Genomic DNA, 22,782 nt, shown 5'->3' on the forward strand with positions numbered 1-22,782 from the left:
CGACCCGTCGGGTGCGCCGGCTTAGCACAGCGGTAGTGCAGCGGTTTTGTAAACCGAAGGTCGGGGGTTCGATCCCCTCAGCCGGCACCGACGGACTCTTGAACAGTGCGCTCATGCGCACTCGATGGCACTCGGCATCCCGGAAACAAAATGGGGGCCGACATTGCTGCCGGCCCCCACTAACGTCGGTTCCTTTCGGCCACATGCCCTTGCGGATTGCGCCTTCCGGTCCGGCGATGTGATGTGTTGCCACATCTTCGCGCGGGAGAACGAGCCCTAAGGTCTGTTCACCTCTGCTATCCTTCCGTTTGAAGCCCGACGTTCACTTTCGCGCGTACCCGGCATCATCCTGAAAGGCTGGGATCCGATCGTCCCTGCCATCCTCGCGCATGGCAGCTTCCAACGGACCATCAGGGCAAAAAAATCCTTGATTTCTCTTGGATTTTCCGGCTTTGGATCGCTCCTTGCCGACTGTCCCGATACGAGGATGCTGTCACGATCCGCGAGTCGCACAAAGCGGATTCAGACAGTTTGAAGACAGGCCGCGCCACAAATCTGTGGATAACTTTGGATAAGTCTGAAAATCGGCGGAAATCCGCGCGCTTCAGGCGGGCGCCCAATTGGGCGGCGCGAGCGTGAAGCCCGCAAAGTCGAAGCCCGGCGTGACCGTGCAACTGACGAGCGCCCATCCGCCGACCGGCCGCGCCGCCTGCCAATGATGCGCCGGGACCAGGCGTTGCGGCATCTGTCCCGCGGCGATATCCGGGCCCAGGTGATGATCGACGCCAAGCCCCTCCGGCGGAGCGATGCCAAGGATGATCGGCGCCCCTGCGTGCCAGAACCACATCTCGTCGGCATCGACCCGATGCCAGTGCGATCGCTGATGCGCCTCCAGCAGGAACAGGATCGCGGTGCCCGCCGCTCTCTGGCCCGCAGCCGCCTGGGCCCGCCAGGTCTCGCGATACCAGCCGCCTTCGGGATGCGGGGCCAGGTCGAGCGCCCGGATCAGTGCGGCAGCATCCTGCCCGTCGCCTGCGTTCATCGCTTCACCTCAAATTTAATTTCCGCTGAAACAAAAACTTATGCCGTTGTCAGAGGTTCATGCAACCTAGGTCAATAGGCAGGGGTTCAATCGGCTGACAACGCAATTCGGAGGAGATATTATGCGTAACGCCCTGATGGCCATGGCCGCCCTGTCGCTGGCCATTCCCGTGTCGATGGCCGTTCCCACGGACGGCGCACAGGCCCGCAAACATTATCGCTACAAGGAATGGCGCGGTCGCGACGGGCGCACCTATTGCCGCAAGTCCGACGGCACGACCGGCCTGATCATCGGCGGCGTCGGCGGCGCGCTGGTCGGCCGCGCGATCGACACCCGCGGCGACCGTGCGACCGGCACCATCCTGGGCGCTGCCGGCGGCGCGCTGCTCGGCAAGGAAATCGACAGCAAGCGTCGCTGCCGCTGATCCCGTCGTCAAGGACAACGAAAAAGGGCGGCTTCCCAATGGGAAGCCGCCCTTTTTGATGGCCGAGGCCAAAAGGCTTAGTTGGTCGCGCCCGAAGCCGCGCCGCGCGCGTCATCGACCTTGAACGACACGGTCTGGCCGCCCGAGACGCCCGAAACCTTGTCACCCTTGACCTGCAGGTTGAAGGCGACGGCGTCGGGGTAACGACGGCCCGAGATCACCTTGCCGGTCTTGGTATCCTTGACGTCATAGACGTAGGTGTAGCCTTCGTGGGTGAAGCGCTGCTTGGCGGCGTCCTGCGCATTGGCGGGGGCAGCGACGGCAACGATGGCGCTCAGGGCGCCGGCGACAACAAACTTGGACAGCATTCGCATGGGTGTGCTCCTTGTGAATGCCCTCAAACACCTCTTGGACATTCTGTTCTGTTGCCACCCATATGTTGCAGCGCAAAAACTCATACAATCGCAAAAAACGGCGTTCCAGTTGCGCGGAACGCAATCGAGGCAGTCTCGTTTTTCTAAGCCTTTGACAAGGCGACGATATGCTCGAACTGCTGCGGCGTCAGCGGCGCGACGGACAGGCGCGATTGCCGTAACATCACCATGTCGGCCAATGCCGGGTCCGCCTTCATCGTCTTCAGTGTCACCGGGCGATCCAGCTTCTTGTGCGGCGCAACATGTACCGCGATCCACTTGCCGGTCTCGTCGGTGCTGTCCGGCGCCGCTTCCTCGACAATCTCCATGATGCCGACCGCCTCGACGCCGATATTGCTGTGATAGAAGAAGGCCAGGTCGCCCTTGCGCATCGCCTTCATGTGCAACTGGGCGGTATGGTTGCGCACCCCGTCCCATTCCGCCTTCCCCTTCTTGACCAGGTCGGCATAGGAAAAGACGTCGGGTTCCGATTTCATCAGCCAGTAGTTCATGACGCATCCTTGCATCAGGCGCCAAGGACGATCAAGGATGGGAACCAGCGCGGCTGATCGCTATATCATCCGCAAGCCAAATCGATCTGGAGAATATACGTGTCGCAATCCGTGCTGGACCAGGTGCCCGTCCTGTCCATGGCAGAGATGAGCAAGGGCGATTTCGCCGCCGCCTTCGGCGGCTCCTTCCAACGCTTCGGCTTCGCCATGGTCAAGGACCATGGCATGGACCAGGCGCTGGTCGACAAGGGATGGGCGCTGGCGCGCGAATTCTTCGCCCAGCCGGTCGAAATGAAGCGCGCCTATGATGCCAAGTTCAATGGCGGCCAGCGTGGCTACACCGCTTTCGGCGTGGAGATTGCCAAGGGCGCGAGCGAGAATGACCTCAAGGAATTCTGGCATGTCGGCCGCGACCTTGCGCCCGGCGATCCGCTCGCCGAAACCATGCCCCCCAATGTCTGGCCGACCGAAATGCCGGCGTTCCGCGACGTGTTCGCGCCGCTCTATGCCGAGTTCGACCGGGTCGGCGCGGAACTGCTGTCGGCGATCGCCCTCTATCTGGGCCTGCCCGAACGCTGGTTCGACGGCCCGATCAAGGATGGCAACTCGATCCTGCGCCTGCTCCATTATCCGCCGGTGTCACCCGAGGCGCCGGGCATCCGCGCCGGCGCGCATGAGGATATCAACCTCATCACCCTGTTGCTGGGCGCCGAAGAAGGCGGGCTGGAGTTGAAGGATCGCGACGGCAACTGGCTGCCGGTCGTGCCGCCGCCGGGCGCGCTCGCCATCAATGTCGGCGACATGCTGCAGCGGCTGACCAATCATGTGCTGCCCTCGACCAGCCACCGCGTCGTCAATCCGCCGCCCGAACGGCGCGGCCATTCACGCTATTCCATGCCCTTCTTCCTGCATCTGCGCCCCGACTTCATGATCGACGCGCTGCCGCAATGCGTGACACCGGACAATCCGCGCCGCGAGGCGCCGATCAGTGCGCATGACTATCTGACCGAGCGGCTGATCGAGATCGGCCTGATCAAGAAGGCGTAAGAAAATGCCCGCCGCTGCGTCCGGCAGCGGCGGGCCTCTCATTCTCAGCGCAAGCGGCGCTTATTTCCGGCCGCGGCCCAGGGTGATGCCGATTTCCTCGCCCCGCTCGCTCAGCGCCAGCTTGACGATCTTCACCTCGACATGGCGGACCTTGTCGTCCTGCAGGAAGATGGTCTCGATGATATGGTCGGCCACGCCTTCAATCAGGGTGAAGTGCAGCCCCTCGGGCAGCGCGGTCGACGCGGCATGCTTGAGGTCCATGTAGTTTTTCGACTCGCTGAGCGGCGTATCAGGATCATAATGGTCCGCGATCCGCAGCTTGGCCCGGATCGAGATGCGCAGCGGCTGGGGCAGATGCGTCTCTTCCGAATAGATGCCGGTCAATACGTCGACGTGCAGGTTGTTGACCTCCAGCGTCAGATAATCGTCAAAAATGCTGTCCATAGCTCGCCATGTCCGGTCGCGCGAAGGGCGCGGGTCCAGTTTGATCTTTCCTTTTGCGGCATGGACGCTATAGGCCCGCCGCTTCCGGCGCGGTCCATGCGCCATTGATGGCGGATCGGCAAGACATGTCAGCAATTCTTCCCCTCGACAGCCAGCCCGCCGACGCGATCGAGGGCCTGCTGGACGCCGCCTTCGGTCCCGACCGGCACGGCCGCACCGCCTATCTGATCCGCGATGGCATGCCCTGGCTGCCCGCCCTGTCCTTTGCGGTGCTGGACGAAAAGGGCGAGTTGATCGGATCGCTGCAAAGCTGGCCGGTGGCGCTAACCCACGAAGATGGCAGCCAATTGCCGCTGATCATGGTCGGCCCGGTCGCGGTTGCGCCAGCGCATCAGAAGGGCGGCCATGGTCGCGCGATGATGGATGCAGTGGTCGCCGCCGCCCGCGCACAGCCCTGCGAACCGCTGATGATGATCGGCGATCCGGAATATTATGGCCGCTTCTGGGGCTTCACCGCCGACGGCACCGCCGGTTGGGATTGCCCCGGCCCGTTCGAGGCCCGGCGCCTGCTTGCCTTGTCGGTCGATGGCCGCCCGGTCGGCGGAACCGGCATGCTGTCGCCGCGAATCACCGTTACCGCCTGACCCGACCGAAAGACCTTTGCCAAGCGGGCCGGCCGCTCCTATCTGCTTTCCATGCCGATGGAGCCCCTGCCCGACCTCGCCGACCTGTCGCTCGCCGACATTGCCCGCCTAGCCGCCGAAAAGCGACTGCCGCCGGTCGAGAAATGGAATCCCGACCATTGCGGCGACAGCGAGATGCGGATCGCGCGCGACGGCACCTGGTTCCATCAGGGATCGCCGATCGGGCGCGAAGCGATGGTGCGGCTCTTTTCCACCATATTGCGGCGTGAGGGCGACGGCTCCTATGTGCTCGTCACCCCGGTCGAGAAGCTGAGCATCGCGGTCGAGGATGCTCCCTTCGTTGCGGTCGAACTCAAGAGCGAGGGCGAAGGCGCCAGCCGGAACCTCGCCTTCCGGCTCAACACCGGCGAACTGGTGCCGGCCGGCCCCGATCATGCGCTGACCCTGCGCGAGAAGGATGATGGTCCCCATCCCTATCTCCACGTCCGTGCCGGGCTCGACGCGCTGATCGTGCGCAGCGTCTATTATGAACTGATGAACCTGGCCCTGGATGAAGGGGGCGAGCGGGTCGGCCTGTGGAGCGAAGGCCGCTTCTTTCCACTGGATGGCCCGGCATGACGCTGGCCGAGCGGCTGCGCGCCGCCCTGATCGACGGGCATAGCCGCGACATCCAGTTGCTGCCGTCCGAAACCCGCGATCCGCGCATCGTCGGCGACATGGCACTGGCCCCCGCCGCCGTGCTGGTCGCGATCACCGACCGGGCCAATCCCGGCCTGATCCTGACCCAGCGTTCGGAAAAGCTGCGCAAACATGCGGGGCAAGTCGCCTTTCCCGGCGGCCGGGTCGATCCCGACGATGCCGACGAGATTGCCGGCGCGCTGCGCGAGGCCCGCGAGGAAATCGCCCTGCCCTCCGACCGGGTCGACATCATCGGCACGTCGGACCGCTATCATACCTTCACCGGCTTCGACATCGTGCCGGTGCTGGGCGTCATCCCGCCCGACCTGCCGCTGCGCGCCCAACCGGGCGAAGTGGCCGACTGGTTCGAACTGCCGCTTGACTATGCGCTCGATCCGGCCAATCGGGTGCGCCGCAGTTTGATGTTCGAAGGCATCGAGCGGCAATATTATGAAATCGACTGGCAGGGCCGCCGCATCTGGGGCGTGACCGCTGCCATCCTCGCCAATCTTTCCCGCAGGCTCGGCCATGACCCGCATTCTTCCTGACGCCCCGTGGCGCCACCGCTCCGGCCTTTCCGGCCTTCTCGCCGCACTCGACGCAGACCAGGGCCGCGCCCGCTATGTCGGTGGCGCGGTGCGCGACGGGCTGCTTGGCCTGCCGGTCAATGATCTCGACATCGCCACCAGCCTGATGCCGCAGGATGTAGTCGATCGGCTGAAGGCGGCCGGGATCAAGGCGGTGCCGACCGGGATCGAGCATGGCACGATCACCGCTGTGTTGCCCGACGGGCCGGTCGAGATCACCACGCTGCGCCGCGACGTCAGCACCGACGGCCGCCGCGCCACCATCGCCTATACCGATGACTGGCAGCAAGATGCCGCCCGCCGCGACTTCACCTTCAACGCCCTCTATGCCGATCCCCTGACCGGCACGATCAGCGACTATTTCGGCGGCGTGGCCGATCTCGACGCCCGACACCTGCGCTTCATCGGCGATGCCAGCGCGCGGATCGCCGAGGATCATCTGCGCATCCTGCGCTATTTCCGCTTCCTGGCCCGCTATGGTGACAACGAAGTTGACGCATCGGCCTATGATGCCTGCGTCGCCGCAGCCAACAGCCTGATGGCCCTGTCGCGCGAGCGGATCGCCGACGAACTGCTCAAATTGCTGGTGGTGCGCGATCCCGTGCCGGCGCTGCGCCTGATGGTGGACGGCGGGATCTGGCTGCCGGTGCTGCCCGAAATCACGCACGAAGGCATCGACCGGCTGGCAAAGTTGATTGCGCGGGAAGAGGAGGCGAGCATGGCGCCGTCGGCACTGCGCCGGCTGGCCGCGCTGGTGCCGGCCGACGCGGCGCTGGCGGACCAGATCGGCGCGCGGCTCAAACTCTCCAACAAGGCGCGCAAGCGGCTGATCACCGCGCTCGAAACCGCCTCCGCACCCGAAGGGCCGCGCGCGCTGGCGCACCGGATCGGCGTGGAAGGCGCGATCGACCGCATTTTGCTCGATCCTGCCGCCTCCTTGTCGGCACTGGCCCCCCTCGACGGCTGGACCCCACCCAGCCTGCCGATCGGCGGCGGCGCGCTGATCGCGCGCGGCCTTCAGCCCGGCCCGGACATCGCCCGTGCCTTGCAGGAAGTGCAGAAATCATGGGTGGCGGAGGATTTCCCCGACGCCGACCGGGTCGACGAAATCGCCGATCAGATCGTCTCGAAATTCCAGCGCACGCGCCAATAGTCGAAGGCATCGGCTTCGCTCATCGGGCGGGCGAAATAATAGCCCTGCCCCTGCCAGCAGCCCATCTTCTGCAGCATGTCGGCCAGTTCCTGGGTTTCGATACCCTCGGCCGTGACCCGCAGGTTGAGCGATTCCGCCAGTGACAATATGGTGCGGACGATCACAGCTTTATCGTGATCTTCCAGCATGTTGGACACGAAACTTCGATCGATTTTTAGGATGTCGATCGGCAGGCTGTGCAGGCTCGCCAGGTTAGAGAAGCCGGTGCCGAAATCGTCCATCGCGATCGGCATCTGCAAATCCTTGAGCGCGAACAGCAATTTGCGCGCCTTGTCCGGATCGGCGATGATCGCGCTTTCGGTCAGTTCGGCGGTCAGGCGATGGCCGCCAATGCCCGAATAGCGCAGCGCTTCCTCGAACATCGACGCGACATCGTCGCGCGCCATCTGGATCGGCGACAGGTTGACGTTGACGCCGACCGGCAGGGCCTGGCCGAATTTCGCGTCCCAGCGGCTCAGCGCCTGCGCCGCTTCATAGGCGGCCCAGCGACCGAGCGGGGTGATGAGACCGCTCTCTTCCGCGACCGGCACGAACTCGACCGGCGAGACATGGCCCAGTTCCGGGTCATCCCAACGCGCCAGCGCCTCGAAACCGGTAATTTCGCCGGTCTGGAGATGGATCAGTGGCTGATAGGCCAGGGTCAGCCCGCCATGGGCCAGCGCATCTCGCAGCCGGCTCTCGATCGAAAAGCGGCGCTGCGCTTCCTTGAGCACGCCATTGCGATAAATCTCGACCTTGCCGGTGCGCTTGGCGATCTTGACCGCCGCCTGCGCCTTGCGGACGACATCGTCCGGATCATCCTCCAGATGCGTCGACAGGGCGCAGCCGATCGCGCAATCGACGCGGATCTGCAGGTCAGACAGGCGGATCGGCGAACTCAGCGCCTCCCTGATCCTCTGAACGATCTGAAGAGAGTCAGACAAGCCATTGTTCAAGCGTGCAAAAATGGCAAAGTCATTGCCGCCGATGCGGGCCAGCACATCGCCCTGACGCAGACAGGATTTGAGCCGCTTGGCGACCGTGATCAGCAGTTCATCACCGGCCATCGGGCCAAGCGATTCATTCACCCGGCTGAACCGGCTAAGGTCGATCGCGATGATGCCGAACTGGGCATTGTCCGGCCAACTGCCATTGGCCAGCCGATCATCGATTTCCTCACCAAAGCCGGTGCGGTTGGGCAGCGCGGTCAGGCCGTCGGAAAGCAGCTCGCGCCGCAAATTCTTCTCCATCGTCCGCTCGCTGGTGCGATCGATCGCGGTGAAGAGAAATTGTTCGGCGCGCGCGCCGGTGGCCCGCAGCCGTCCGAGCGTGCAGAGAAAATATTCAGGGCCAAGCTTGCCGTCGCGGCGGATTTCGAAACTTTCCGAATCGCGATTCGACTGGGCAAAACCGGTGACTCGCGCGCGCCATTCGGCCGATGCCTGGGCCGTTGCGGCCGTCCGTTCGCGATGTTCCCGAAACGCCTTGAGGAACGGCTCATTCGCCTCAACAATGTTTATTGCATTGTTTTCACATGATAAAATTGCCGCAGCCTGCGACAGGGCGGTGAGCCATTCGCTCGCTCCGATCATGTGCGGCAGATGCGTGTCATCACCCCCGGGCAAGGGGAGGCCACTGGTCTGTTCAGGGGGCCAGCTACGCACCGACATGGCTTTCATGCCTCTGCCTTATCCGCCAAGGGTAAATATTCGGGAAACGAACATCTGCCGATGGTGCTGAATTTGCGTCAGAACTTGTTGTCGCGCGGGAAGCCTGTCGGTGGCATGCGACCGGCGGCACCGCGGGCTACCCGCCATGGCGTCATGTCCGCCTCGGTCCGGGTCCGGCCGGTCTCGCCGCCCATAGCCCAGCTGATCCCGTCGCTCAGGCGGAAAGCGATCGCGTCGGACAGCCCCCCGTCGCGATAGCGCTGCATCTGCACACCCTGCCCGCGCGCCATCTTGGGCATTTCGATGATGGAATAAACCAGCAGCTTCCGGTTCTCGCCGATGACGGCGATGCTGTCCGCCTCCGGATCGACCGCATGCACCACGGCAAGCTTCGCGCCCGTGCGGACATTGACCACCTGCTTGCCCTTGCGCGTTTCGGCCAGGATATCGGCCACATCAGCCAGGAAGCCGCGTCCGTCGGACGAAGCCAGCAGCAATTGCCCGCCCGTCCTCGCCGGCATCAGCGCGACGATGCCGCCCTGATCGTCCATGTCGACCATCATCCGTACCGGATCGCCAAAGCCGCGCCCGCCCGGCAGCTTGTCGGCGCCCAGCGTGTAGATGCGCCCGCTCGACGTCGCCATCAGCAGCTTGTCGGTGGTGTATGCGTGGAAGGCGAATTGCGGCCCGTCGCCTTCCTTGAACTTCAGCGTATCGGCCGCGGCCAGGTCGCGATGTCCGCTCATCGCGCGGATCCAGCCGCGTTCGGACAGGATCACCGTCACCGGCTCGCGCTCGATCATCGCCTCCAGCGGGATCTCACGCGCCGGCCCGGCTTCCTCGACCAGCGTGCGCCGCCGTCCGATCACCGTATCGGGACCATAGCGCTTGCGCAGGTCGGCAATGTCGCGCTTCAGCCGCGTGCGCTGCCGGGCCGGGCTCTCGACCAGCTTTTCCAGCTCCGCCTGTTCCTTGACCAGCTCGGCATGTTCGCGGCGCAACTCCATTTCCTCCAGCTTGCGCAAGCTGCGCAGCCGCATGTTGAGGATCGCTTCGGCCTGACGGTCGGTCAGGCTGAACTCGGCCATCATCACGTCTTTCGGCTCATCCTCGGTGCGGATGATCTCGATCACCCGGTCGAGGTTGAGATAGGCAATGATATAGCCGTCGAGCAGTTCCAGCCGCGCGGCGATCTTCTCCAGCCGGTGCTGCGCCCGGCGGACCAGCACCTCGATCTGGTGCTTGAGCCATTCGACCAGCACCGCGCGCAGCCCCAGCACGCGCGGCGTATGGCTGGCGTCGAGCACGTTGAGGTTGAGCGGAAAACGATTTTCCAGGTCGGTCAGCCGGAACAGGCTGTCCTTGAGCACGTCGACCGGGACATTGCGGCTCTTGGGGACGATGACGATGCGGATCGCCTCGTCGCTCTCGTCGCGCACATCCTCCAGGATCGGCAGCTTCTTGTCGTTGATCAGCGCCGCGATCTGCTCGATCAGCTTGGACTTCTGCACCTGATAGGGGATTTCGGAAATCACCAGCTGCCAGGTGCCCCCGGCCAGCTTCTCGATCCCTTCCGCTTCCCAGCTGCCATCCTCGTTGCGGCCGGTGGAGAAGCGGGCACGGGTGCGGAAGGAGCCGCGCCCGGTGCGATAGGCTTCGGAAATGATCGCCTGATTATCGACCAGCACGCCGCCGGTCGGAAAGTCCGGTCCCTTGACGATCTCCATCAGCGCGGCGTCGTCCGCCTCCGGACTGTCGATCAGCAAGGTGGCGGCATCCAGCAATTCGCCGACATTGTGCGGCGGGATGCTGGTCGCCATGCCGACCGCGATACCGCTGGCGCCATTGGCCAGCAGATTGGGGAAGAGGCCGGGAAAAACCTCCGGCTCCTCATCCTCGCCATTATAGGTCGGACGGAAATCGACCGTGCCTTCGTCCAGCCCCGCCATCAGATCGGCCGCCGCCTGGGTCAGCCGCGCCTCTGTATAGCGCATGGCCGCCGCATTATCGCCGTCGATATTGCCGAAATTGCCCTGGCCATCGACCAGCGGCGTGCGCAACGAGAAATCCTGCGCCAGGCGCACCATCGCGTCATAGACCGATGCGTCGCCATGCGGGTGATATTTACCGATAACGTCGCCGACGACGCGGGCGCATTTCTTGTAGCTGGTGGTGTTGCGCGCCGGATTGGCGACCAGCACGTCCGGGTTCGCGCCGCCCGGCTCCATCCGCAGCAGCCGCATCGCCCAGAGCAGGCGCCGGTGCACCGGCTTCAGCCCGTCGCGCAGGTCCGGCAGCGAACGCGCGGTGATGGTGGAGAGCGCATAGACCAGATAGCGCTGCGAGAGCGCCGCGTCGAAAGGATGGTCCTTGATAGCGTCGAACGGGTCGCGAAAATCGGTCATCGGGAGTGGCTTAGCAGGACGGAACGTGAACGGAAACGAGAATTATTCAGCCCAGAGGCTGGGCGCCGCGATCAAAAATTTCGATATTTATCGAGCGGGAGGCCATGCTTCTCGACATACGCATTCCAACTTTCCATCGCGTCCCTATTGGCTTCCATCCAGCGCTGGCGAACTTCCTCCACGAAACCGGGCTCGGACCGTAGACTGAGATCCATCCCCAGTTCTTCGGCAGCAGCAATCAGGTTTCGCTCTCGCGCGGCTTCGACCCGCGCCCGGCTTACCGCAAACTCATCGTCATCCATTGGCCGATCACCTTTTGCAGGACGATATCATGCCATGGATCAACGCGGCAAGAAACGCGCGTCCGGATCGGCGGCGATGGCGGAAGCAAACTCGGCGCTGATCCAGTCCCGAAAAGCCTTGATCTTGGGCGTGTTGCGGGCGTGAGGCGGATAGACCAGCCAGTAGCTGGCGATTTCGCGGACATAGGAGGGCACCGCCTCCACCAGTTGCCCCGCTTCCACCTCCGCCTTCCAGAGGAAATGGTTGAGGATGGCGATCCCCTGCCCGGCGATCGCGGCGCGCCCCTCCATCACCTGGCTGTCGAGCGCGATGCCGGGCGGGCCATCGGCCGGGTCGGCCTCCACGCCCATCGCCGCGAACCATTCATGCCACCACATGTCGTCGGGCGACAGGCGCGGCAGGGCATGGAGCGCCTGCGCATCGGCGATCGGCCCGTGCCGGTCGCGCCAGGCCGGGCTGCACATCGGCACCAGCCGGTTATGGGTCAGCAGCTTCGCCTCCAGCCCCGGCCATTCTCCCTTGCCGCCGCGCACCGCCAGATCGATGCCGTCGCGCGCCAGGTCGACCACCGCGTCATCGGCCATGATCCGCACGGCGAGGTTCGGATGGCGCATCTGGAAGGCGCCGATGCGCGGCGCCAGCCAGAGATGCGCGAAACTGTTGGTGCAGCTTATGCTCAGCACCGCCGAATGATCCTGGGTCAGCGCGACAAAACCCTGCCGCATCTGGTCGAAGGCGCGGGTCAGGATCGGCGCGATCTCGCGCCCCTTCTCGGTCAGCGCCACCTTGCGCCCGGTTCGCTGGAACAGGCTGATGCCCAGCCGCTCCTCCAGCAATTTCACCTGATAGCTGACCGCCGCCTGGGTCATCCCCAGCTCCTGCGCGGCGGCCGTGAAATTCTCCAGCCGCGCGGCGGCCTCGAACACGCGAATGGCGGACAGGGGCGGCAGCGGCGACATGCGCCATTCGATAAGCCAGGCTTATCTATGCTGTCCATGCTTTTGTTGGCGCCAAGGGTGCTGTTCGGGCAGAGACAGCGGTGCCGGCGGCCCTCCGCGCCCGGCGATGATCATGGACGGAAGGAACAGTGATGCGCGATCAATATGACGCCCGGCTGTGGAACGACAGCCATGAAGAAATCAGCAAGAGTGCCGACCATTTCCTGCATCGCGTGATGCAGGCATTTCGGGTGCTTCACCGCATCGAATGGAGCGCGCCCTGGGCCGATGAACGCCAATGCAAGCGCCCCTGCCAATCGTGAAAATCCCGGCAAGGGGCAAAACAGGGGTTGCGGTTTCCGGTACAGGCGCCACCTTTAGGCCGTGCCCGAAACCGCTCTTCCCCCTCTGCCCGATCTTCCCGCTCCCCCGCCCGCGCTGCTGACCGGCGCCGCCCTGTTCCTCGATTTCGACGGGACATTGGCGCCGATCGCGGACACGCCCGACGGGGTGCATGTCGATGATGATCTGCTCGCCCTGCTGGCGGCGCTGCGGCGCAAGCTGGAGGGGAGGCTCGCCATCGTCAGTGGCCGGTCGATCGCCACGCTGCGCGATTTCGGCTTTCAGGATTTTCTGCTTGCCGGCACCCACGGCCTGGAATTTGCCGCGCCCGGCGAAGTGCCGGATGCTCCGCCCCGCCTGCCCGCCATAGACGCGGTCGAACGGGCCTTTCATATCTTTGCCGACACCCGTCCCGGCGTGCTGGTCGAACGCAAGTCGATCAGCGTCGGCCTCCATTTCCGCGGCGCGCCCGATTGTGGCGAGGCCGCCGGCCTGCTCGCCCATCAGCTTGCAGAGGAACATGGCCTGGCCGTGCAGGCGGGCAAGATGCTGTTCGAACTGCGCCCCGGCGGCGCCGACAAGGGCAGCGCCGTCACCCGCCTGATGCAGCAGGCGCCGATGGCTGGCGGCACGCCGATCTTCATCGGCGACGATGTCACGGACGAAGAAGGTTTCGCCGCCGCCGCGCAATTGGGCGGCCATGGTATATTGGTCGGGCCCGCACGGCACACGCACGCGGCCTTCGGCTTGGAACAGGTTGCCGCCGTCAGGCATTATCTGGCGCAGGGGGTCGCCGCGATCATCTGACCGGCGGCCACCATTCGCATGAACGAAGGGGGCCGAACATCATCCATACCAGCGACCATATCCTGGCCGGAAACGAGCGTGATCTCGACCTCTGGCCGATCGGAAACTGCCAGGCATCCGCCCTGATCGACCGCGCCGGGCGCATGGTCTGGGCCTGCGTGCCGCGGGTCGACGGCGACCCCGTCTTTTCCGCCCTGCTCGACAACAAGCATTGGGACAGCAAGGAAGCGCGCGGCTTCTGGGCAATCGAGCTGGAAAATTGCGTCGCGGTCGAGCAGCATTATATCCGCAATACGCCGATCCTGGTAACCTGCCAGAGCGACGGCCAGGGCAATGCGATCGAGATTTTCGATTTCTGCCCGCGCCACAAGCATAAGGGCCGCATGTATCGCCCGGTCGCCTTCGCGCGCATCGTGCGCCCCGCCGCCGGCAGCCCGCGCATCCGCGTCCGCCTGCGCCCCACGACAAGCTGGGGCAAGGAAAATGTCCCGGTCACCTACGGCTCCAACCATATCCGCATGGTCCTGTCCTACATGGCGATGCGGATATCGACCAACGCGCCGATCGGTCTCATTTCCCAGGAAAGCTGGTTCCGGCTGGAATCGGACATGCATTTCTTCATGGGGCCGGACGAGGGATTTTCCGACGCGCTGCGCCCGGCGATCGAGCGGATGCTGGACGACACCATCCTGGAATGGCAGCTCTGGGTGCGCGGCCTCGCCATCCCGCCCGAATGGCAGGAGGCGGTGATCCGTTCCGCCATCACGCTCAAGCTCTGCCAGCATGAGGAAACCGGCGCGATCGTCGCCGCGCTCACCACCTCCATCCCCGAACATGCCGACAGCGGCCGCAACTGGGACTATCGCTACTGCTGGGTGCGCGACGCCTATTATACGGTCGAGGCACTGAACCGGCTCGGCGCCCTCGACGTGCTGGAAACCTATCTCGTCTATCTGCGCAACATCGTCGACGGCGCCAAGGGCGGCCATATCCAACCGCTCTACGACGTGCGCGGCAATGCGACGCTGCATGAATGGGAGGCCGCGCACCTGCCCGGCTATCGCGGCATGGGGCCGGTGCGGGTCGGCAATGCCGCCTATGAACAGATCCAGCATGACGCCTATGGCCAGATCGTCCTGTCCTCGGTCCAGGGCTTCATCGACCGGCGCCTGCTGCGCATGGCCGGCCATGCCGATTTCGAGGCGCTGGAGGCGGTAGGCGAACGCGCCTGGCAGGTCTATGACCAGCCGGACGCAGGCCTGTGGGAATTGCGCACCCGCGCCCATGTCCACAGCTACAGCGCGGTGATGTGCTGGGCCGCCTGCGATCGTCTGGCCCATGCCGCCACCGCGCTCGACCTGCCGCTGCGCGCCGCCCATTGGGAAAACCGCGCCGAAACCATGCGCGCCCGCATCATCGAATCCGCCTGGCGCGCCGACAGCAAGGCGATCTCCGCCAATTTCGAGGATGACGCGCGCGACGCGTCGCTGCTGCAACTGCTCGACCTGCGCTTCCTGACCGCCGACGATCCGATGTTCATCGGCACGCTCGAAGCGCTGGAAAAGGATCTGCGCCGCGGCAACGACATGCTGCGCTACAGCGCGCCGGACGATTTCGGCGAGCCGGTCACCGCCTTCAATGTCTGCACCTTCTGGCTGATCGAGGCGCTGCATCGCACCGGCCGGACCGAGGAGGCACGCGAACTGTTCGAGGAGATGCTGTCCCGCCGCACCGCCGCCGGCCTGCTGTCCGAAGATATCGATCCCCATAATGGGGAACTCTGGGGAAATTACCCGCAAACCTATTCGTTGGTCGGCATCATCAACTGCGCCGTCTTGCTGAGCAAACCGTGGAGCGTGATGCGATGAGCCGTCTGATAGTCATTTCCAACCGGGTCAGTCGCCCCAATGGCGCCGCCAATCAGGGCGGGCTGGCCGTGGCGCTGGCCCAGGCACTGCGCGAAAGCCGGGGCATCTGGGTTGGCTGGTCGGGTGGCACGACCGACAATTTCACCGGCCATATCGGCTTTGCCGACGATGACGGGGTCAAGACCGCAACGATCGACTTGGAAGAACAGGATGTCGACGAATATTATAATGGCTATGCCAACAAGACGCTGTGGCCGCTGTTCCATTACCGCATCGACCTGGCCGAATATGCCCGCGATTTCGAGGGCGGATACAACCGCGTCAACCAGCGCTTCGCCGACACCGCCAGCCCGCTGATCGAACCGGAAGACATTATCTGGGTGCAGGATTATCACATGATCCCGCTGGGCCAGATGCTGCGTGATCGGGGCCATCAGAACCGGATGGGCTTCTTCCTGCACATTCCCTGGCCGCCGACCCGCCTGCTGGTATCCCTGCCCCACCATACCAAGCTGGTCAGCACCCTCTTCGCCTATGACGTGATCGGCTTCCACACCGAGGAATGGCTGGAATCCTTCCGCCATTATGTCGAGCGCGAGATGGGCGGCACCGTCGATGGCGATTTCGTCACCGTCGGCGGTCGCACCATCCAGGCCGTCGCCTGCCCGATCGGCATCAATGCCGAGGAGTTCAAGCAGGCCGCCGCCAGCGACGCGGCGGTGGAGATGCACCGCCAGGTCCGCGCCTCGCTGCAGGATCGCTCGCTGATCGTCGGCGTCGACCGGCTCGACTATAGCAAGGGTCTGGAAGAACGGTTCAACGGCTATGCCCGCTTCCTGAAGGACCATGCCGAACATCATCGCCGCGTCGTGCTGGCGCAGATCGCCCCGCCCTCACGCGGCGAGGTAGAAAGCTATCAGCAGATCCGCGCCACGCTGGACTCGCTCGCCGGGCGGATCAACGGCGAATATAGCGATGTCGACTGGACACCGATCCGATACGTCAACCAGGGCTATCCGCGCGACAAGTTGGCCGGCATCTATCGCTCCGCCCGGATCGGCCTGGTGACGCCGCTGCGCGACGGCATGAACCTGGTCGCCAAGGAATATGTCGCGGCCCAGAACCCGGACGATCCCGGCGTCCTGATCCTGTCCCGCTTCGCCGGCGCGGCGATGCAGCTCAAGGATGCGCTGCTCATCAACCCCTATAGCCCCGAAGAAATGTCCGACGCGATCGACCGGGCGCTGGCCATGCCACTCGACGAGCGCAAGCGGCGCTGGCGGGCGATGATGGACAGCGTCGAGCAGCAGGATATCAGCTGGTGGCGCAGCGCCTTTACCGAACGGCTGGCGGCGACCCGCCAGGAAGAGCCGGAGGCCGAGCCGGAACCGGCGACCGAATGATTGAGATCAGGCACCGGCCCCGCTAGGCCGGTGCCATGCATAGCGAAGATGATGACGAACCGCGCGGCCTGTGGGCCGCCATCAGCGCCAAATCCGGCGTGATCATTGGCAGCATCGGCCTGATCGCCTGGCTGGCGCTGATCTGGTTCATGTTCGGCGACGTGCTGTAGCGCGCCCTGCGGATTTCCCCTTGCGCCTCGTTGAACCAGCGGCAGACATGATGCCGCTCCGGCTTCGGGAGCGCCAAATGGGGGATGTCCATGCTCGATCGCCGTTCCTTCCTCGGCAGCGCCGCTGCCGCCTCGCTCGCCGCGCCGGTCGGGGCGCAAGCGCTGACCAGCGTGCCGCTGCCAGCCGCCGATCTCCATGCGAAGAATGAAGATGCCTATTGGGCGGCGCTGCGCAAACAGTTCCTGATCCCGGCCGATGTCGTGAACCTCAATGTCGGTACGGTCGGCTCCTCGCCGCGCCCGGTATTGAAGGCGATCTTCGACGGGTTCGAGACGACCGAGCAGATGACCCAGGAAGGGTCCGAGGATTATCCGATCTGGGGCTATGGCGCCTGGGACCAGTATCGCAAGCCGTTCGCCGACTTCATGGGCGCGAAGGTCGAGCAGATGGCGATCCTGCGCAACTGTACCGAGGCGAACAGCTACATCGCCAATGGCTTCGACATGAAGCCGGGCGACGAGGTGCTGATCAGCGACGAGGAACATGGATCGGGCGAAATGCCCTGGATGCTGCGGTCGCGCCGCTATGGCGTGGTGGTCAAGAAATTCGCCATGCCCAAGCCGGCGAAGAACGCGGCCGAAATCCTCAACCGCATCAGCGAGGCGATCACGCCGAAGACGCGGATCATCTTCGTCAGCCATATCAGCACCTCGACCGGCGTGGTGCTGCCGGCCAAGGAGATTGCCGCGCTCGCCCGGTCGAAGGGGATCATCTCCGCCTTCGACGGCGCCCATGCGCCGGGCATGATGAAGGTCGACCTCAACGATATCGGCTGCGACCTCTATACCGGGTCGATGCACAAATGGCTGTTCGCGACCAAGGGCACCGGCTTCCTCTATCTGCGCGACAGGAGCGTGATGGACCGGGTCTGGAACACGATCGCGACCGGCGGTTATGACGACCCGACGCGGATGGCGGATCGCTATATGCAGATCGGCTCCTCCTGCATCCCGACCTTGATGGGCCTCAACGCCGCGATCAGCTTCGCCGACAGCATCGGCATGGAGCGGATCGAGGCGCGCAACCGCATGCTCGCCGACTATATCCATGCCGAGATGGTGAAGCGCGGCGCGGAGGACTGGACCTCGCCCGATCCGGCGCTGCGCTGCGCGATCGCGACCGTCAATGTGCCGCCGGTGCAGCGGATGGAATTGCAGGACTGGCTCTGGAAGAACCACAAGGTGCGCATTCGCGGCGGCAACCCCAGCAAGCTGCGCCTCGCCACCCCCTATTTCCTGAGCAAGTCGGACATCGACCGCTTCCTTGGCCTGTTCGACGAATTTCGGAAGATGAAGGGGGCGTAGCCGCCACAATTGCACCCTCGCGCGCTTTGCTCTATGGGCCACCCCAAGCAGCCCCGGCACCCGCTGATCCTTTCCGATTCGCGTTTGCCGGGGCAAAATCTTTTGTAAGAAAAAGACAGGAACGCGCATGGCCCGTCGCCGCCAGATCTACGAAGGCAAGGCAAAGATCCTTTACGAAGGCCCCGAGCCCGGCACGATCATCCAATATTTCAAGGATGATGCGACCGCCTTCAATGCCCAGAAGAAGGGCACGATCTCGGGCAAGGGCGTGCTCAACAACCGTATCTCCGAGCATATCTTCACCCTGCTCGGCCAGATCGGCGTGCCGACCCACTTCATCCGCCGCCTCAACATGCGCGAACAGCTCGTCCGCCAGGTCGAGATCGTGCCGATCGAGGTCGTGGTGCGCAACGTCGCCGCCGGTTCGCTGTCGAAGAAGCTCGGCATCGAGGAAGGCACCCAGCTGCCCCGCACACTGATCGAATATTGCTACAAGGATGATGCGCTGGGCGACCCGCTGATCTCCGAAGAGCATATTGCCTGCTTCGGCTGGGCCACGCAGGAGGAGATGCACGACATCGCCGACATGGCGATCCGCATCAACGACTTCATGTGCGGCCTGTTCGCCGGCATCGGCATCCGCCTGATCGACTTCAAGCTGGAATTCGGCCGCCTCTATGACGGCGATTACAGCCGCATCATCCTGGCCGACGAGATCAGCCCCGATGGCTGCCGCCTGTGGGACATGGCGACCAACGAGAAGCTGGACAAGGATCGCTTCCGTCGCGACCTCGGCGGCGAAGTCGAAGCCTATCAGGAAGTGGCCCGCCGCCTGGGCCTGCTGCCCGAAGGGCTGGACACCACCGTCCTCGACCTCGACACGCATCGCAAGAAGCGCGAGAAGGACTGATCTACGAAAAGGCCGGCCGCAACGCCGGCCTTTTTGTTATGCGCCTTTGGCGCGCCTGCACCGGCCCACACCCCCACCCGACCGCCCACAGAGTGTATCCTGAATGGGAGGTCGGGTGGGGGTGTGGGCCGGTGCCGCTACCGAAATGCGCTCTTTCGTGCATTTCGAGACAGCCTCTCAACCGATCAGCGCATCCGCCATCAGCTTGAGCCCCAGCAGCACCATCAACACATAGATGAGCGTATAGAAGCGCGCAGCATCGACCCGCCGGACCAGCCAGACGCCGGCGAAGGTCGAGACCACCGCCACCGGCACCAGCAGCGCCGTCGCCATCAGATTGGCATGGGTGAACTGGCCCAGCGCGGCATAGGCCGGCACCTTCATCCAGTTCATGACAGCGAAGGCGACAGCCGTGGTGCCGACCAGCATGTCGCGCGGCAGCTTTTTCGGCAGCACCCACATCTGGAAGGGCGGTGATCCGGCATGGGCGATCTGGCTGGTGAAGCCGCTGGCGACGCCGAACAGCGTGCCGACCCAACCCGGCGAACTGGACGGCAGGACGATCGCCCCGCCCCGCTCGACCCAGAGCCGCTGTAACCCGAACAAGGTGGAAATGGCGCCGAGCGCGCCCAGCACCGCAGTTTCGGAAACCTGCGCCGCGAACCAATAGCCCAGCCCGACGCCGATCGCCATGCCGGGCAGCATCACCGCCAGGATATGCCCGTCCCAGCTGCGGCGGAAGGCCCAGACGCTGACCGCATCCTGCAGGATCAGGATCGGCAGCAGGATCGCCGCGCCGCGCACCGGATCGACGCCCAGCGCCATGATCGGCATGGCCAGCGCCCCGACACCGGCAAAGCCGCCCTTGGCGAGCCCCGATATGATGACGGCGATGATGGCACAGGCGAGATAGAGAAGGTCGGGACTCATGCCCCAGCCTTATAAGCAGTTGCCCGCAAAGAGAATAAGCGGGGCGACCTGGGCCGCCCCGCCTGTGACATTCAGTTCCGTTCGCGTCCCAGATTGGGCAGGAAGGCGGTGAGCAGGCCGATCGCCGGCAGGAAGGCGCAGACCCGGAACACCATCTCGATGCTGCTATGGTCGGCCAGCCAGCCCAGCCCGGCCGCGCCCAGCCCACCCATGCCGAAGGAGAAGCCGAAGAACAGGCCGGAGATCATGCCGACCTTGCCCGGCACCAGTTCCTGCGCAAACACGACGATCGCGGGGAAGGCGGAGGCAAGGATCAGGCCGATGATGACGGTCAGCGGCCCGCTCCAGAACAGCCCCGCATAGGGCAGCGCCAGGGTGAAGGGCAGCGCCCCCAGGATCGAGAACCAGATCACATATTTGCGCCCGAACCGGTCGCCCAGCGGCCCGCCCGCGACCGTGCCGACCGCCACCGCGGCCAGGAAGGCGAACAGATGGAGCTGCGCATTCTGCACCGACAGGTCGAACCGCTGGATCAGGTAGAAGGTATAATAGCTCGTCAGGCTGGCGAGATAGACATATTTGGAGAAGATCAGCGCCAGCAGGATGGCGATGCCCCGCGCCGCCTGCCCGCGCGGCAGTTCGATATGCAGCGCGCCGGCGCCGCCGACCTGCAACCGGCTGAGGCCATGATGGCGATACCAGTTGGCGACATTCCACAGCACCGCGCCCGACAGCAGCGCCAGCAGCGCAAAGAAGGCCAGGCTCGACTGGCCCCAGCGCACCACGACCAGCGCCGCCGCCAGCGGCCCCAGCGCCTGCCCCGCATTGCCACCGACCTGGAACAGCGACTGGGCCAGGCCATGGCGACCGCCGGCCGCCATCCGCGCCACGCGCGAGGATTCGGGGTGGAAGACCGAGGATCCGACGCCCAGCAGCGCCGCGCCGACCAGCACCAGTCCATAGCTGTGCGCGATCGATAGCACGGTCAGGCCCGCCAGCGAGAAGAGCGTGCCGCCCGGCAGCGCCATCGGCGTCGGCCGCTTGTCAGCATAGAGGCCGATCATCGGCTGCAGGATCGACGCGGTAATCTGATAGACCAGGGTCACCATGCCGATCTGGCCGAAGCTCAGATGTAGCTCGCTCTTGAGGCCCGGATAGATGGCGGGAAGCAGCGACTGCATCATGTCGTTGAGCAGATGGCAGAAGCTGATTGCCACGATCACGCCGAACGCCGTGCCGCCCGCTGCCAATTGTGCGCCTGTCTTGTCTATCCGTGTCTCTTTCATTGTCCGTTCCTTTCTGAGGCCGGACCGATTAGCGCTTCCCTTCTCGTCCCGCTTCCGCATATGGGCCAATCTCTTTTGTGATCGGGACAATCATGGACCAGCGGCACCCGGACGATCATGAGCATGTGCCCCGGCCGGTGGTCGGCATCGGCAATGATTATCCGCCCTCCTTCGAACTGGCCGAGCATCAGCATCGCCGCGGGCAATTGCTTTATGCCGCGTCCGGCGTGGTCGCGGTCAGCACGCCGCAGGGCGCCTGGGTCGCCCCACCCGAACGGGCCGTCTGGATTCCGGGCGGCACGCCCCATGCGGTGCGGATGGTCGGCGCGGTGCAGACGCGCAGCGTGCTGGTCGACCAGGCCGTCTATCCCGGCCTGGCCCGGTCCTGCCGGGTGCTCGGCGTGTCGCCGCTGCTGCGCCAGTTGCTGGTGGAGGCCGCCCATGTCCCGATCGAATATGCGGAAGCGGCGCGCGATGGCCTCGTTATGCGACTGCTGGTGGCGGAGATCGAGCGGGCGCCGCTGATCCCGCTCGCCGTGCCCTTCCCGCGCCATGCCGCGCTTGCGGCGCGCTGCCACGCCTTTGTCGAACAGCCGCAGGCCCATGTGACGATCGACCAATGGGCCGACTCGCTGGCGATGAACCGGCGCCGCTTCACCCGGCTGTTCCGGCAGGAAACGGGCATGAGCTTCGCACAATGGCGGCAACAGGCCTGCCTGTCGGCGGCCCTGCCCCGGCTGGCGGCGGGCGAACCGATCACGACGATCGCGCTGGATCTGGGCTATGACGGGCCGGCCAATTTCTCGACCATGTTCAAGCGGGCGCTGGGCGTCTCGCCCAGCCGCTATCGCCCCTGATCCTCAGGCGGACTTGGCGCGATAGCCGACCAGCAAGCCGAAGCAGAAGGTCGCGAACAGCGCCAGTTGAACCCGCCCATGCGGGTCGTCATAGCCCACAATCTGCTGCCCCCAGGCAAAAAGCCCCACAAACATTGCCAGTGCCAGACCGGACATGCCCCATATCCCCGCAAAAAACTCGGCGATCAGATTATCCTCAGCTTCCTAAGAAAGTCATAATCTCTTGCCTGCGCGCCGCGCCGCGCCTAGGGGGAGCGGCAAAGTTCATCCCCCCGCATCGGCGGGCGGCATGCCAAGGAGTTTGCACCTCATGAAAGCCCGCATCTTCGTCACTCTCAAGGGCGGCGTCCTCGATCCGCAGGGCCGTGCGATCCATCACGCGCTCGAAGGCCTGGGCTTTGGCGGCGTCAACGACGTGCGCGCCGGCAAGCTCATCGAGCTGGACCTGGCCGACGGCACCAGCGACGAAGATATCGACGCCATGTGCCGCAAGCTGCTGGCCAACACGGTCATCGAAAATTACCGCATCGAAAAGGTGGCCTGAG

Annotated in this window: 26 protein-coding genes and 1 tRNA gene; 16 read left to right on the forward strand and 11 right to left on the reverse strand. The window is 64.6% G+C overall.

Annotated elements, in window-relative coordinates; all coding sequences use genetic code 11:
• The first annotated feature begins 15 nt into the window (after positions 1–15).
• A tRNA-Thr gene (locus tag E5554_RS15600) sits at positions 16–87 on the forward strand.
• A 517-nt stretch (positions 88–604) separates the two neighbouring features.
• Here E5554_RS15600 and E5554_RS15605 read toward each other — a convergent pair.
• Positions 605–1,042: a cupin domain-containing protein gene (locus E5554_RS15605; RefSeq protein ID WP_136187368.1), complete on the reverse strand. Its 438-nt coding sequence runs from the start codon at positions 1,040–1,042 to the stop codon at positions 605–607.
• 121 nt (positions 1,043–1,163) lie between these two features.
• Here E5554_RS15605 and E5554_RS15610 point away from each other — a divergent pair, with 121 nt between their 5' ends.
• Positions 1,164–1,466, forward strand: a complete 303-nt coding sequence (locus tag E5554_RS15610; protein WP_004207333.1) for a glycine zipper 2TM domain-containing protein — start codon at positions 1,164–1,166, stop codon at positions 1,464–1,466.
• A 77-nt stretch (positions 1,467–1,543) separates the two neighbouring features.
• Here the strand turns inward: E5554_RS15610 and E5554_RS15615 are convergent, their stop codons facing one another.
• Positions 1,544–1,834 (reverse strand): hypothetical protein, encoded by a 291-nt coding sequence (locus tag E5554_RS15615; RefSeq protein ID WP_010337758.1) that lies wholly within the window; start codon positions 1,832–1,834, stop codon positions 1,544–1,546.
• A gap of 149 nt (positions 1,835–1,983) precedes the next feature.
• Positions 1,984–2,391 (reverse strand): EVE domain-containing protein, encoded by a 408-nt coding sequence (locus E5554_RS15620; RefSeq protein WP_136187369.1) that lies wholly within the window; start codon positions 2,389–2,391, stop codon positions 1,984–1,986.
• 99 nt (positions 2,392–2,490) lie between these two features.
• Between E5554_RS15620 and E5554_RS15625 the strand changes: the two genes are divergently transcribed.
• Positions 2,491–3,438 carry a 2-oxoglutarate and iron-dependent oxygenase domain-containing protein gene (locus tag E5554_RS15625; protein ID WP_017499520.1) on the forward strand — a complete coding sequence of 316 codons (948 nt, stop codon included), beginning with the start codon at positions 2,491–2,493 and terminating at the stop codon, positions 3,436–3,438.
• Between the two features lie 60 nt (positions 3,439–3,498).
• On the opposite strand, the gene E5554_RS15630 is transcribed toward E5554_RS15625, so the two are convergent.
• Entirely contained in the window at positions 3,499–3,882 is a 384-nt protein-coding gene (locus E5554_RS15630; protein WP_004207337.1) for a dihydroneopterin aldolase, read from the reverse strand.
• A gap of 125 nt (positions 3,883–4,007) precedes the next feature.
• Here E5554_RS15630 and E5554_RS15635 point away from each other — a divergent pair, with 125 nt between their 5' ends.
• The 4 genes from E5554_RS15635 to E5554_RS15650 are packed head-to-tail and all read left to right on the forward strand — an operon-like array spanning position 4,008 to position 6,944.
• Positions 4,008–4,526: an N-acetyltransferase gene (locus tag E5554_RS15635; RefSeq protein ID WP_136187370.1), complete on the forward strand. Its 519-nt coding sequence runs from the start codon at positions 4,008–4,010 to the stop codon at positions 4,524–4,526.
• 51 nt (positions 4,527–4,577) lie between these two features.
• Entirely contained in the window at positions 4,578–5,144 is a 567-nt protein-coding gene (locus E5554_RS15640; RefSeq protein WP_136187371.1) for a DUF1285 domain-containing protein, read from the forward strand.
• Positions 5,141–5,752, forward strand: coding sequence for a CoA pyrophosphatase (locus tag E5554_RS15645; protein WP_004207340.1), 612 nt, complete (start codon positions 5,141–5,143; stop codon positions 5,750–5,752). Before E5554_RS15640 ends, E5554_RS15645 begins: the two co-directional genes overlap by 4 nt.
• Positions 5,733–6,944, forward strand: a complete 1,212-nt coding sequence (locus E5554_RS15650) for a CCA tRNA nucleotidyltransferase (protein ID WP_136187372.1) — start codon at positions 5,733–5,735, stop codon at positions 6,942–6,944. Before E5554_RS15645 ends, E5554_RS15650 begins: the two co-directional genes overlap by 20 nt.
• Here E5554_RS15650 and E5554_RS15655 read toward each other — a convergent pair.
• The 4 genes from E5554_RS15655 to E5554_RS15670 all read right to left on the reverse strand — a co-directional run bounded on the left by E5554_RS15655 (position 6,908) and on the right by E5554_RS15670 (position 12,320).
• The gene (locus E5554_RS15655) at positions 6,908–8,662 is read right to left on the reverse strand and encodes an EAL domain-containing protein (RefSeq protein ID WP_136187373.1); all 1,755 of its coding nucleotides are present in this window, start codon (positions 8,660–8,662) and stop codon (positions 6,908–6,910) included. The genes E5554_RS15650 and E5554_RS15655 overlap by 37 nt on opposite strands.
• Positions 8,663–8,730: 68 nt before the next feature.
• Positions 8,731–11,058 carry a DNA topoisomerase IV subunit A gene (gene parC / locus E5554_RS15660; RefSeq protein ID WP_136187374.1) on the reverse strand — a complete coding sequence of 776 codons (2,328 nt, stop codon included), beginning with the start codon at positions 11,056–11,058 and terminating at the stop codon, positions 8,731–8,733.
• A gap of 71 nt (positions 11,059–11,129) precedes the next feature.
• On the reverse strand, positions 11,130–11,360 hold the full coding sequence (locus tag E5554_RS15665; RefSeq protein ID WP_017499512.1) for a type II toxin-antitoxin system CcdA family antitoxin: 231 nt from the start codon (positions 11,358–11,360) through the stop codon (positions 11,130–11,132).
• Between the two features lie 39 nt (positions 11,361–11,399).
• Entirely contained in the window at positions 11,400–12,320 is a 921-nt protein-coding gene (locus E5554_RS15670) for a LysR substrate-binding domain-containing protein (RefSeq protein WP_210729758.1), read from the reverse strand.
• Positions 12,321–12,451: 131 nt separating this feature from the next.
• Between E5554_RS15670 and E5554_RS23085 the strand changes: the two genes are divergently transcribed.
• The 7 genes from E5554_RS23085 to purC all read left to right on the forward strand — a co-directional run bounded on the left by E5554_RS23085 (position 12,452) and on the right by purC (position 19,164).
• Positions 12,452–12,622, forward strand: coding sequence for a hypothetical protein (locus E5554_RS23085; RefSeq protein ID WP_004207346.1), 171 nt, complete (start codon positions 12,452–12,454; stop codon positions 12,620–12,622).
• 61 nt (positions 12,623–12,683) lie between these two features.
• Positions 12,684–13,448 carry a trehalose-phosphatase gene (gene otsB / locus E5554_RS15675; protein ID WP_136187375.1) on the forward strand — a complete coding sequence of 255 codons (765 nt, stop codon included), beginning with the start codon at positions 12,684–12,686 and terminating at the stop codon, positions 13,446–13,448.
• A gap of 143 nt (positions 13,449–13,591) precedes the next feature.
• Positions 13,592–15,316 (forward strand): glycoside hydrolase family 15 protein, encoded by a 1,725-nt coding sequence (locus E5554_RS15680; protein WP_136187376.1) that lies wholly within the window; start codon positions 13,592–13,594, stop codon positions 15,314–15,316.
• Positions 15,313–16,719: an alpha,alpha-trehalose-phosphate synthase (UDP-forming) gene (gene otsA, locus E5554_RS15685; RefSeq protein ID WP_136187377.1), complete on the forward strand. Its 1,407-nt coding sequence runs from the start codon at positions 15,313–15,315 to the stop codon at positions 16,717–16,719. The genes E5554_RS15680 and otsA overlap by 4 nt, the downstream gene beginning before the upstream one ends.
• 35 nt (positions 16,720–16,754) lie before the next feature.
• Positions 16,755–16,889 carry a hypothetical protein gene (locus E5554_RS23505; protein ID WP_004207350.1) on the forward strand — a complete coding sequence of 45 codons (135 nt, stop codon included), beginning with the start codon at positions 16,755–16,757 and terminating at the stop codon, positions 16,887–16,889.
• A 90-nt stretch (positions 16,890–16,979) separates the two neighbouring features.
• Positions 16,980–18,254 (forward strand): aminotransferase class V-fold PLP-dependent enzyme, encoded by a 1,275-nt coding sequence (locus E5554_RS15690; protein ID WP_136187378.1) that lies wholly within the window; start codon positions 16,980–16,982, stop codon positions 18,252–18,254.
• Positions 18,255–18,381: 127 nt separating this feature from the next.
• On the forward strand, positions 18,382–19,164 hold the full coding sequence (purC, locus tag E5554_RS15695) for a phosphoribosylaminoimidazolesuccinocarboxamide synthase (protein ID WP_004207352.1): 783 nt from the start codon (positions 18,382–18,384) through the stop codon (positions 19,162–19,164).
• Positions 19,165–19,341: 177 nt separating this feature from the next.
• On the opposite strand, the gene E5554_RS15700 is transcribed toward purC, so the two are convergent.
• Positions 19,342–20,094 (reverse strand): sulfite exporter TauE/SafE family protein, encoded by a 753-nt coding sequence (locus E5554_RS15700; RefSeq protein ID WP_136187379.1) that lies wholly within the window; start codon positions 20,092–20,094, stop codon positions 19,342–19,344.
• A 71-nt stretch (positions 20,095–20,165) separates the two neighbouring features.
• On the reverse strand, positions 20,166–21,380 hold the full coding sequence (locus E5554_RS15705) for an MFS transporter (RefSeq protein ID WP_125985877.1): 1,215 nt from the start codon (positions 21,378–21,380) through the stop codon (positions 20,166–20,168).
• A gap of 92 nt (positions 21,381–21,472) precedes the next feature.
• On the opposite strand from E5554_RS15705, the gene E5554_RS15710 reads away from it, so the two are divergent.
• Positions 21,473–22,237, forward strand: a complete 765-nt coding sequence (locus tag E5554_RS15710; protein ID WP_136187380.1) for a helix-turn-helix transcriptional regulator — start codon at positions 21,473–21,475, stop codon at positions 22,235–22,237.
• A 3-nt stretch (positions 22,238–22,240) separates the two neighbouring features.
• Here E5554_RS15710 and E5554_RS23090 read toward each other — a convergent pair whose 3' ends face one another.
• On the reverse strand, positions 22,241–22,393 hold the full coding sequence (locus E5554_RS23090) for a hypothetical protein (protein ID WP_004207357.1): 153 nt from the start codon (positions 22,391–22,393) through the stop codon (positions 22,241–22,243).
• Between the two features lie 154 nt (positions 22,394–22,547).
• On the opposite strand from E5554_RS23090, the gene purS reads away from it, so the two are divergent.
• Positions 22,548–22,781: a phosphoribosylformylglycinamidine synthase subunit PurS gene (purS, locus tag E5554_RS15715; protein WP_004207358.1), complete on the forward strand. Its 234-nt coding sequence runs from the start codon at positions 22,548–22,550 to the stop codon at positions 22,779–22,781.
• The last annotated feature ends 1 nt before the right edge of the window (position 22,782 follow it).

The organism is Sphingobium sp. PAMC28499 (assembly GCF_004795815.1).
GTDB classification, from domain to species: domain Bacteria; phylum Pseudomonadota; class Alphaproteobacteria; order Sphingomonadales; family Sphingomonadaceae; genus Sphingobium; species Sphingobium yanoikuyae.

What these genes read in the sequence shown, in the direction of transcription:
- E5554_RS15630 (WP_004207337.1), bottom strand. Translation starts at nt 3,882, where the DNA reads ATGGACAGCATTTTTGACGATTATCTGACGCTGGAGGTCAACAACCTG.
- E5554_RS15615 (WP_010337758.1), bottom strand. Translation starts at nt 1,834, where the DNA reads ATGCTGTCCAAGTTTGTTGTCGCCGGCGCCCTGAGCGCCATCGTTGCC.
- E5554_RS23505 (WP_004207350.1), top strand. Translation starts at nt 16,755, where the DNA reads ATGCATAGCGAAGATGATGACGAACCGCGCGGCCTGTGGGCCGCCATC.
- E5554_RS15700 (WP_136187379.1), bottom strand. Translation starts at nt 20,094, where the DNA reads ATGAGTCCCGACCTTCTCTATCTCGCCTGTGCCATCATCGCCGTCATC.
- E5554_RS15605 (WP_136187368.1), bottom strand. Translation starts at nt 1,042, where the DNA reads ATGAACGCAGGCGACGGGCAGGATGCTGCCGCACTGATCCGGGCGCTC.
- E5554_RS23085 (WP_004207346.1), top strand. Translation starts at nt 12,452, where the DNA reads ATGCGCGATCAATATGACGCCCGGCTGTGGAACGACAGCCATGAAGAA.
- E5554_RS15640 (WP_136187371.1), top strand. Translation starts at nt 4,578, where the DNA reads ATGCCGATGGAGCCCCTGCCCGACCTCGCCGACCTGTCGCTCGCCGAC.
- E5554_RS15610 (WP_004207333.1), top strand. Translation starts at nt 1,164, where the DNA reads ATGCGTAACGCCCTGATGGCCATGGCCGCCCTGTCGCTGGCCATTCCC.
- E5554_RS15635 (WP_136187370.1), top strand. Translation starts at nt 4,008, where the DNA reads ATGTCAGCAATTCTTCCCCTCGACAGCCAGCCCGCCGACGCGATCGAG.
- E5554_RS15690 (WP_136187378.1), top strand. Translation starts at nt 16,980, where the DNA reads ATGCTCGATCGCCGTTCCTTCCTCGGCAGCGCCGCTGCCGCCTCGCTC.
- E5554_RS15620 (WP_136187369.1), bottom strand. Translation starts at nt 2,391, where the DNA reads ATGAACTACTGGCTGATGAAATCGGAACCCGACGTCTTTTCCTATGCC.
- E5554_RS15650 (WP_136187372.1), top strand. Translation starts at nt 5,733, where the DNA reads ATGACCCGCATTCTTCCTGACGCCCCGTGGCGCCACCGCTCCGGCCTT.
- E5554_RS15705 (WP_125985877.1), bottom strand. Translation starts at nt 21,380, where the DNA reads ATGAAAGAGACACGGATAGACAAGACAGGCGCACAATTGGCAGCGGGC.
- E5554_RS15680 (WP_136187376.1), top strand. Translation starts at nt 13,592, where the DNA reads ATGGTCTGGGCCTGCGTGCCGCGGGTCGACGGCGACCCCGTCTTTTCC.
- purC (WP_004207352.1), top strand. Translation starts at nt 18,382, where the DNA reads ATGGCCCGTCGCCGCCAGATCTACGAAGGCAAGGCAAAGATCCTTTAC.
- E5554_RS15655 (WP_136187373.1), bottom strand. Translation starts at nt 8,662, where the DNA reads ATGAAAGCCATGTCGGTGCGTAGCTGGCCCCCTGAACAGACCAGTGGC.
- otsA (WP_136187377.1), top strand. Translation starts at nt 15,313, where the DNA reads ATGAGCCGTCTGATAGTCATTTCCAACCGGGTCAGTCGCCCCAATGGC.
- E5554_RS15670 (WP_210729758.1), bottom strand. Translation starts at nt 12,320, where the DNA reads ATGTCGCCGCTGCCGCCCCTGTCCGCCATTCGCGTGTTCGAGGCCGCC.
- purS (WP_004207358.1), top strand. Translation starts at nt 22,548, where the DNA reads ATGAAAGCCCGCATCTTCGTCACTCTCAAGGGCGGCGTCCTCGATCCG.
- E5554_RS23090 (WP_004207357.1), bottom strand. Translation starts at nt 22,393, where the DNA reads ATGTCCGGTCTGGCACTGGCAATGTTTGTGGGGCTTTTTGCCTGGGGG.
- E5554_RS15665 (WP_017499512.1), bottom strand. Translation starts at nt 11,360, where the DNA reads ATGGATGACGATGAGTTTGCGGTAAGCCGGGCGCGGGTCGAAGCCGCG.
- E5554_RS15710 (WP_136187380.1), top strand. Translation starts at nt 21,473, where the DNA reads ATGGACCAGCGGCACCCGGACGATCATGAGCATGTGCCCCGGCCGGTG.
- parC (WP_136187374.1), bottom strand. Translation starts at nt 11,058, where the DNA reads ATGACCGATTTTCGCGACCCGTTCGACGCTATCAAGGACCATCCTTTC.
- E5554_RS15645 (WP_004207340.1), top strand. Translation starts at nt 5,141, where the DNA reads ATGACGCTGGCCGAGCGGCTGCGCGCCGCCCTGATCGACGGGCATAGC.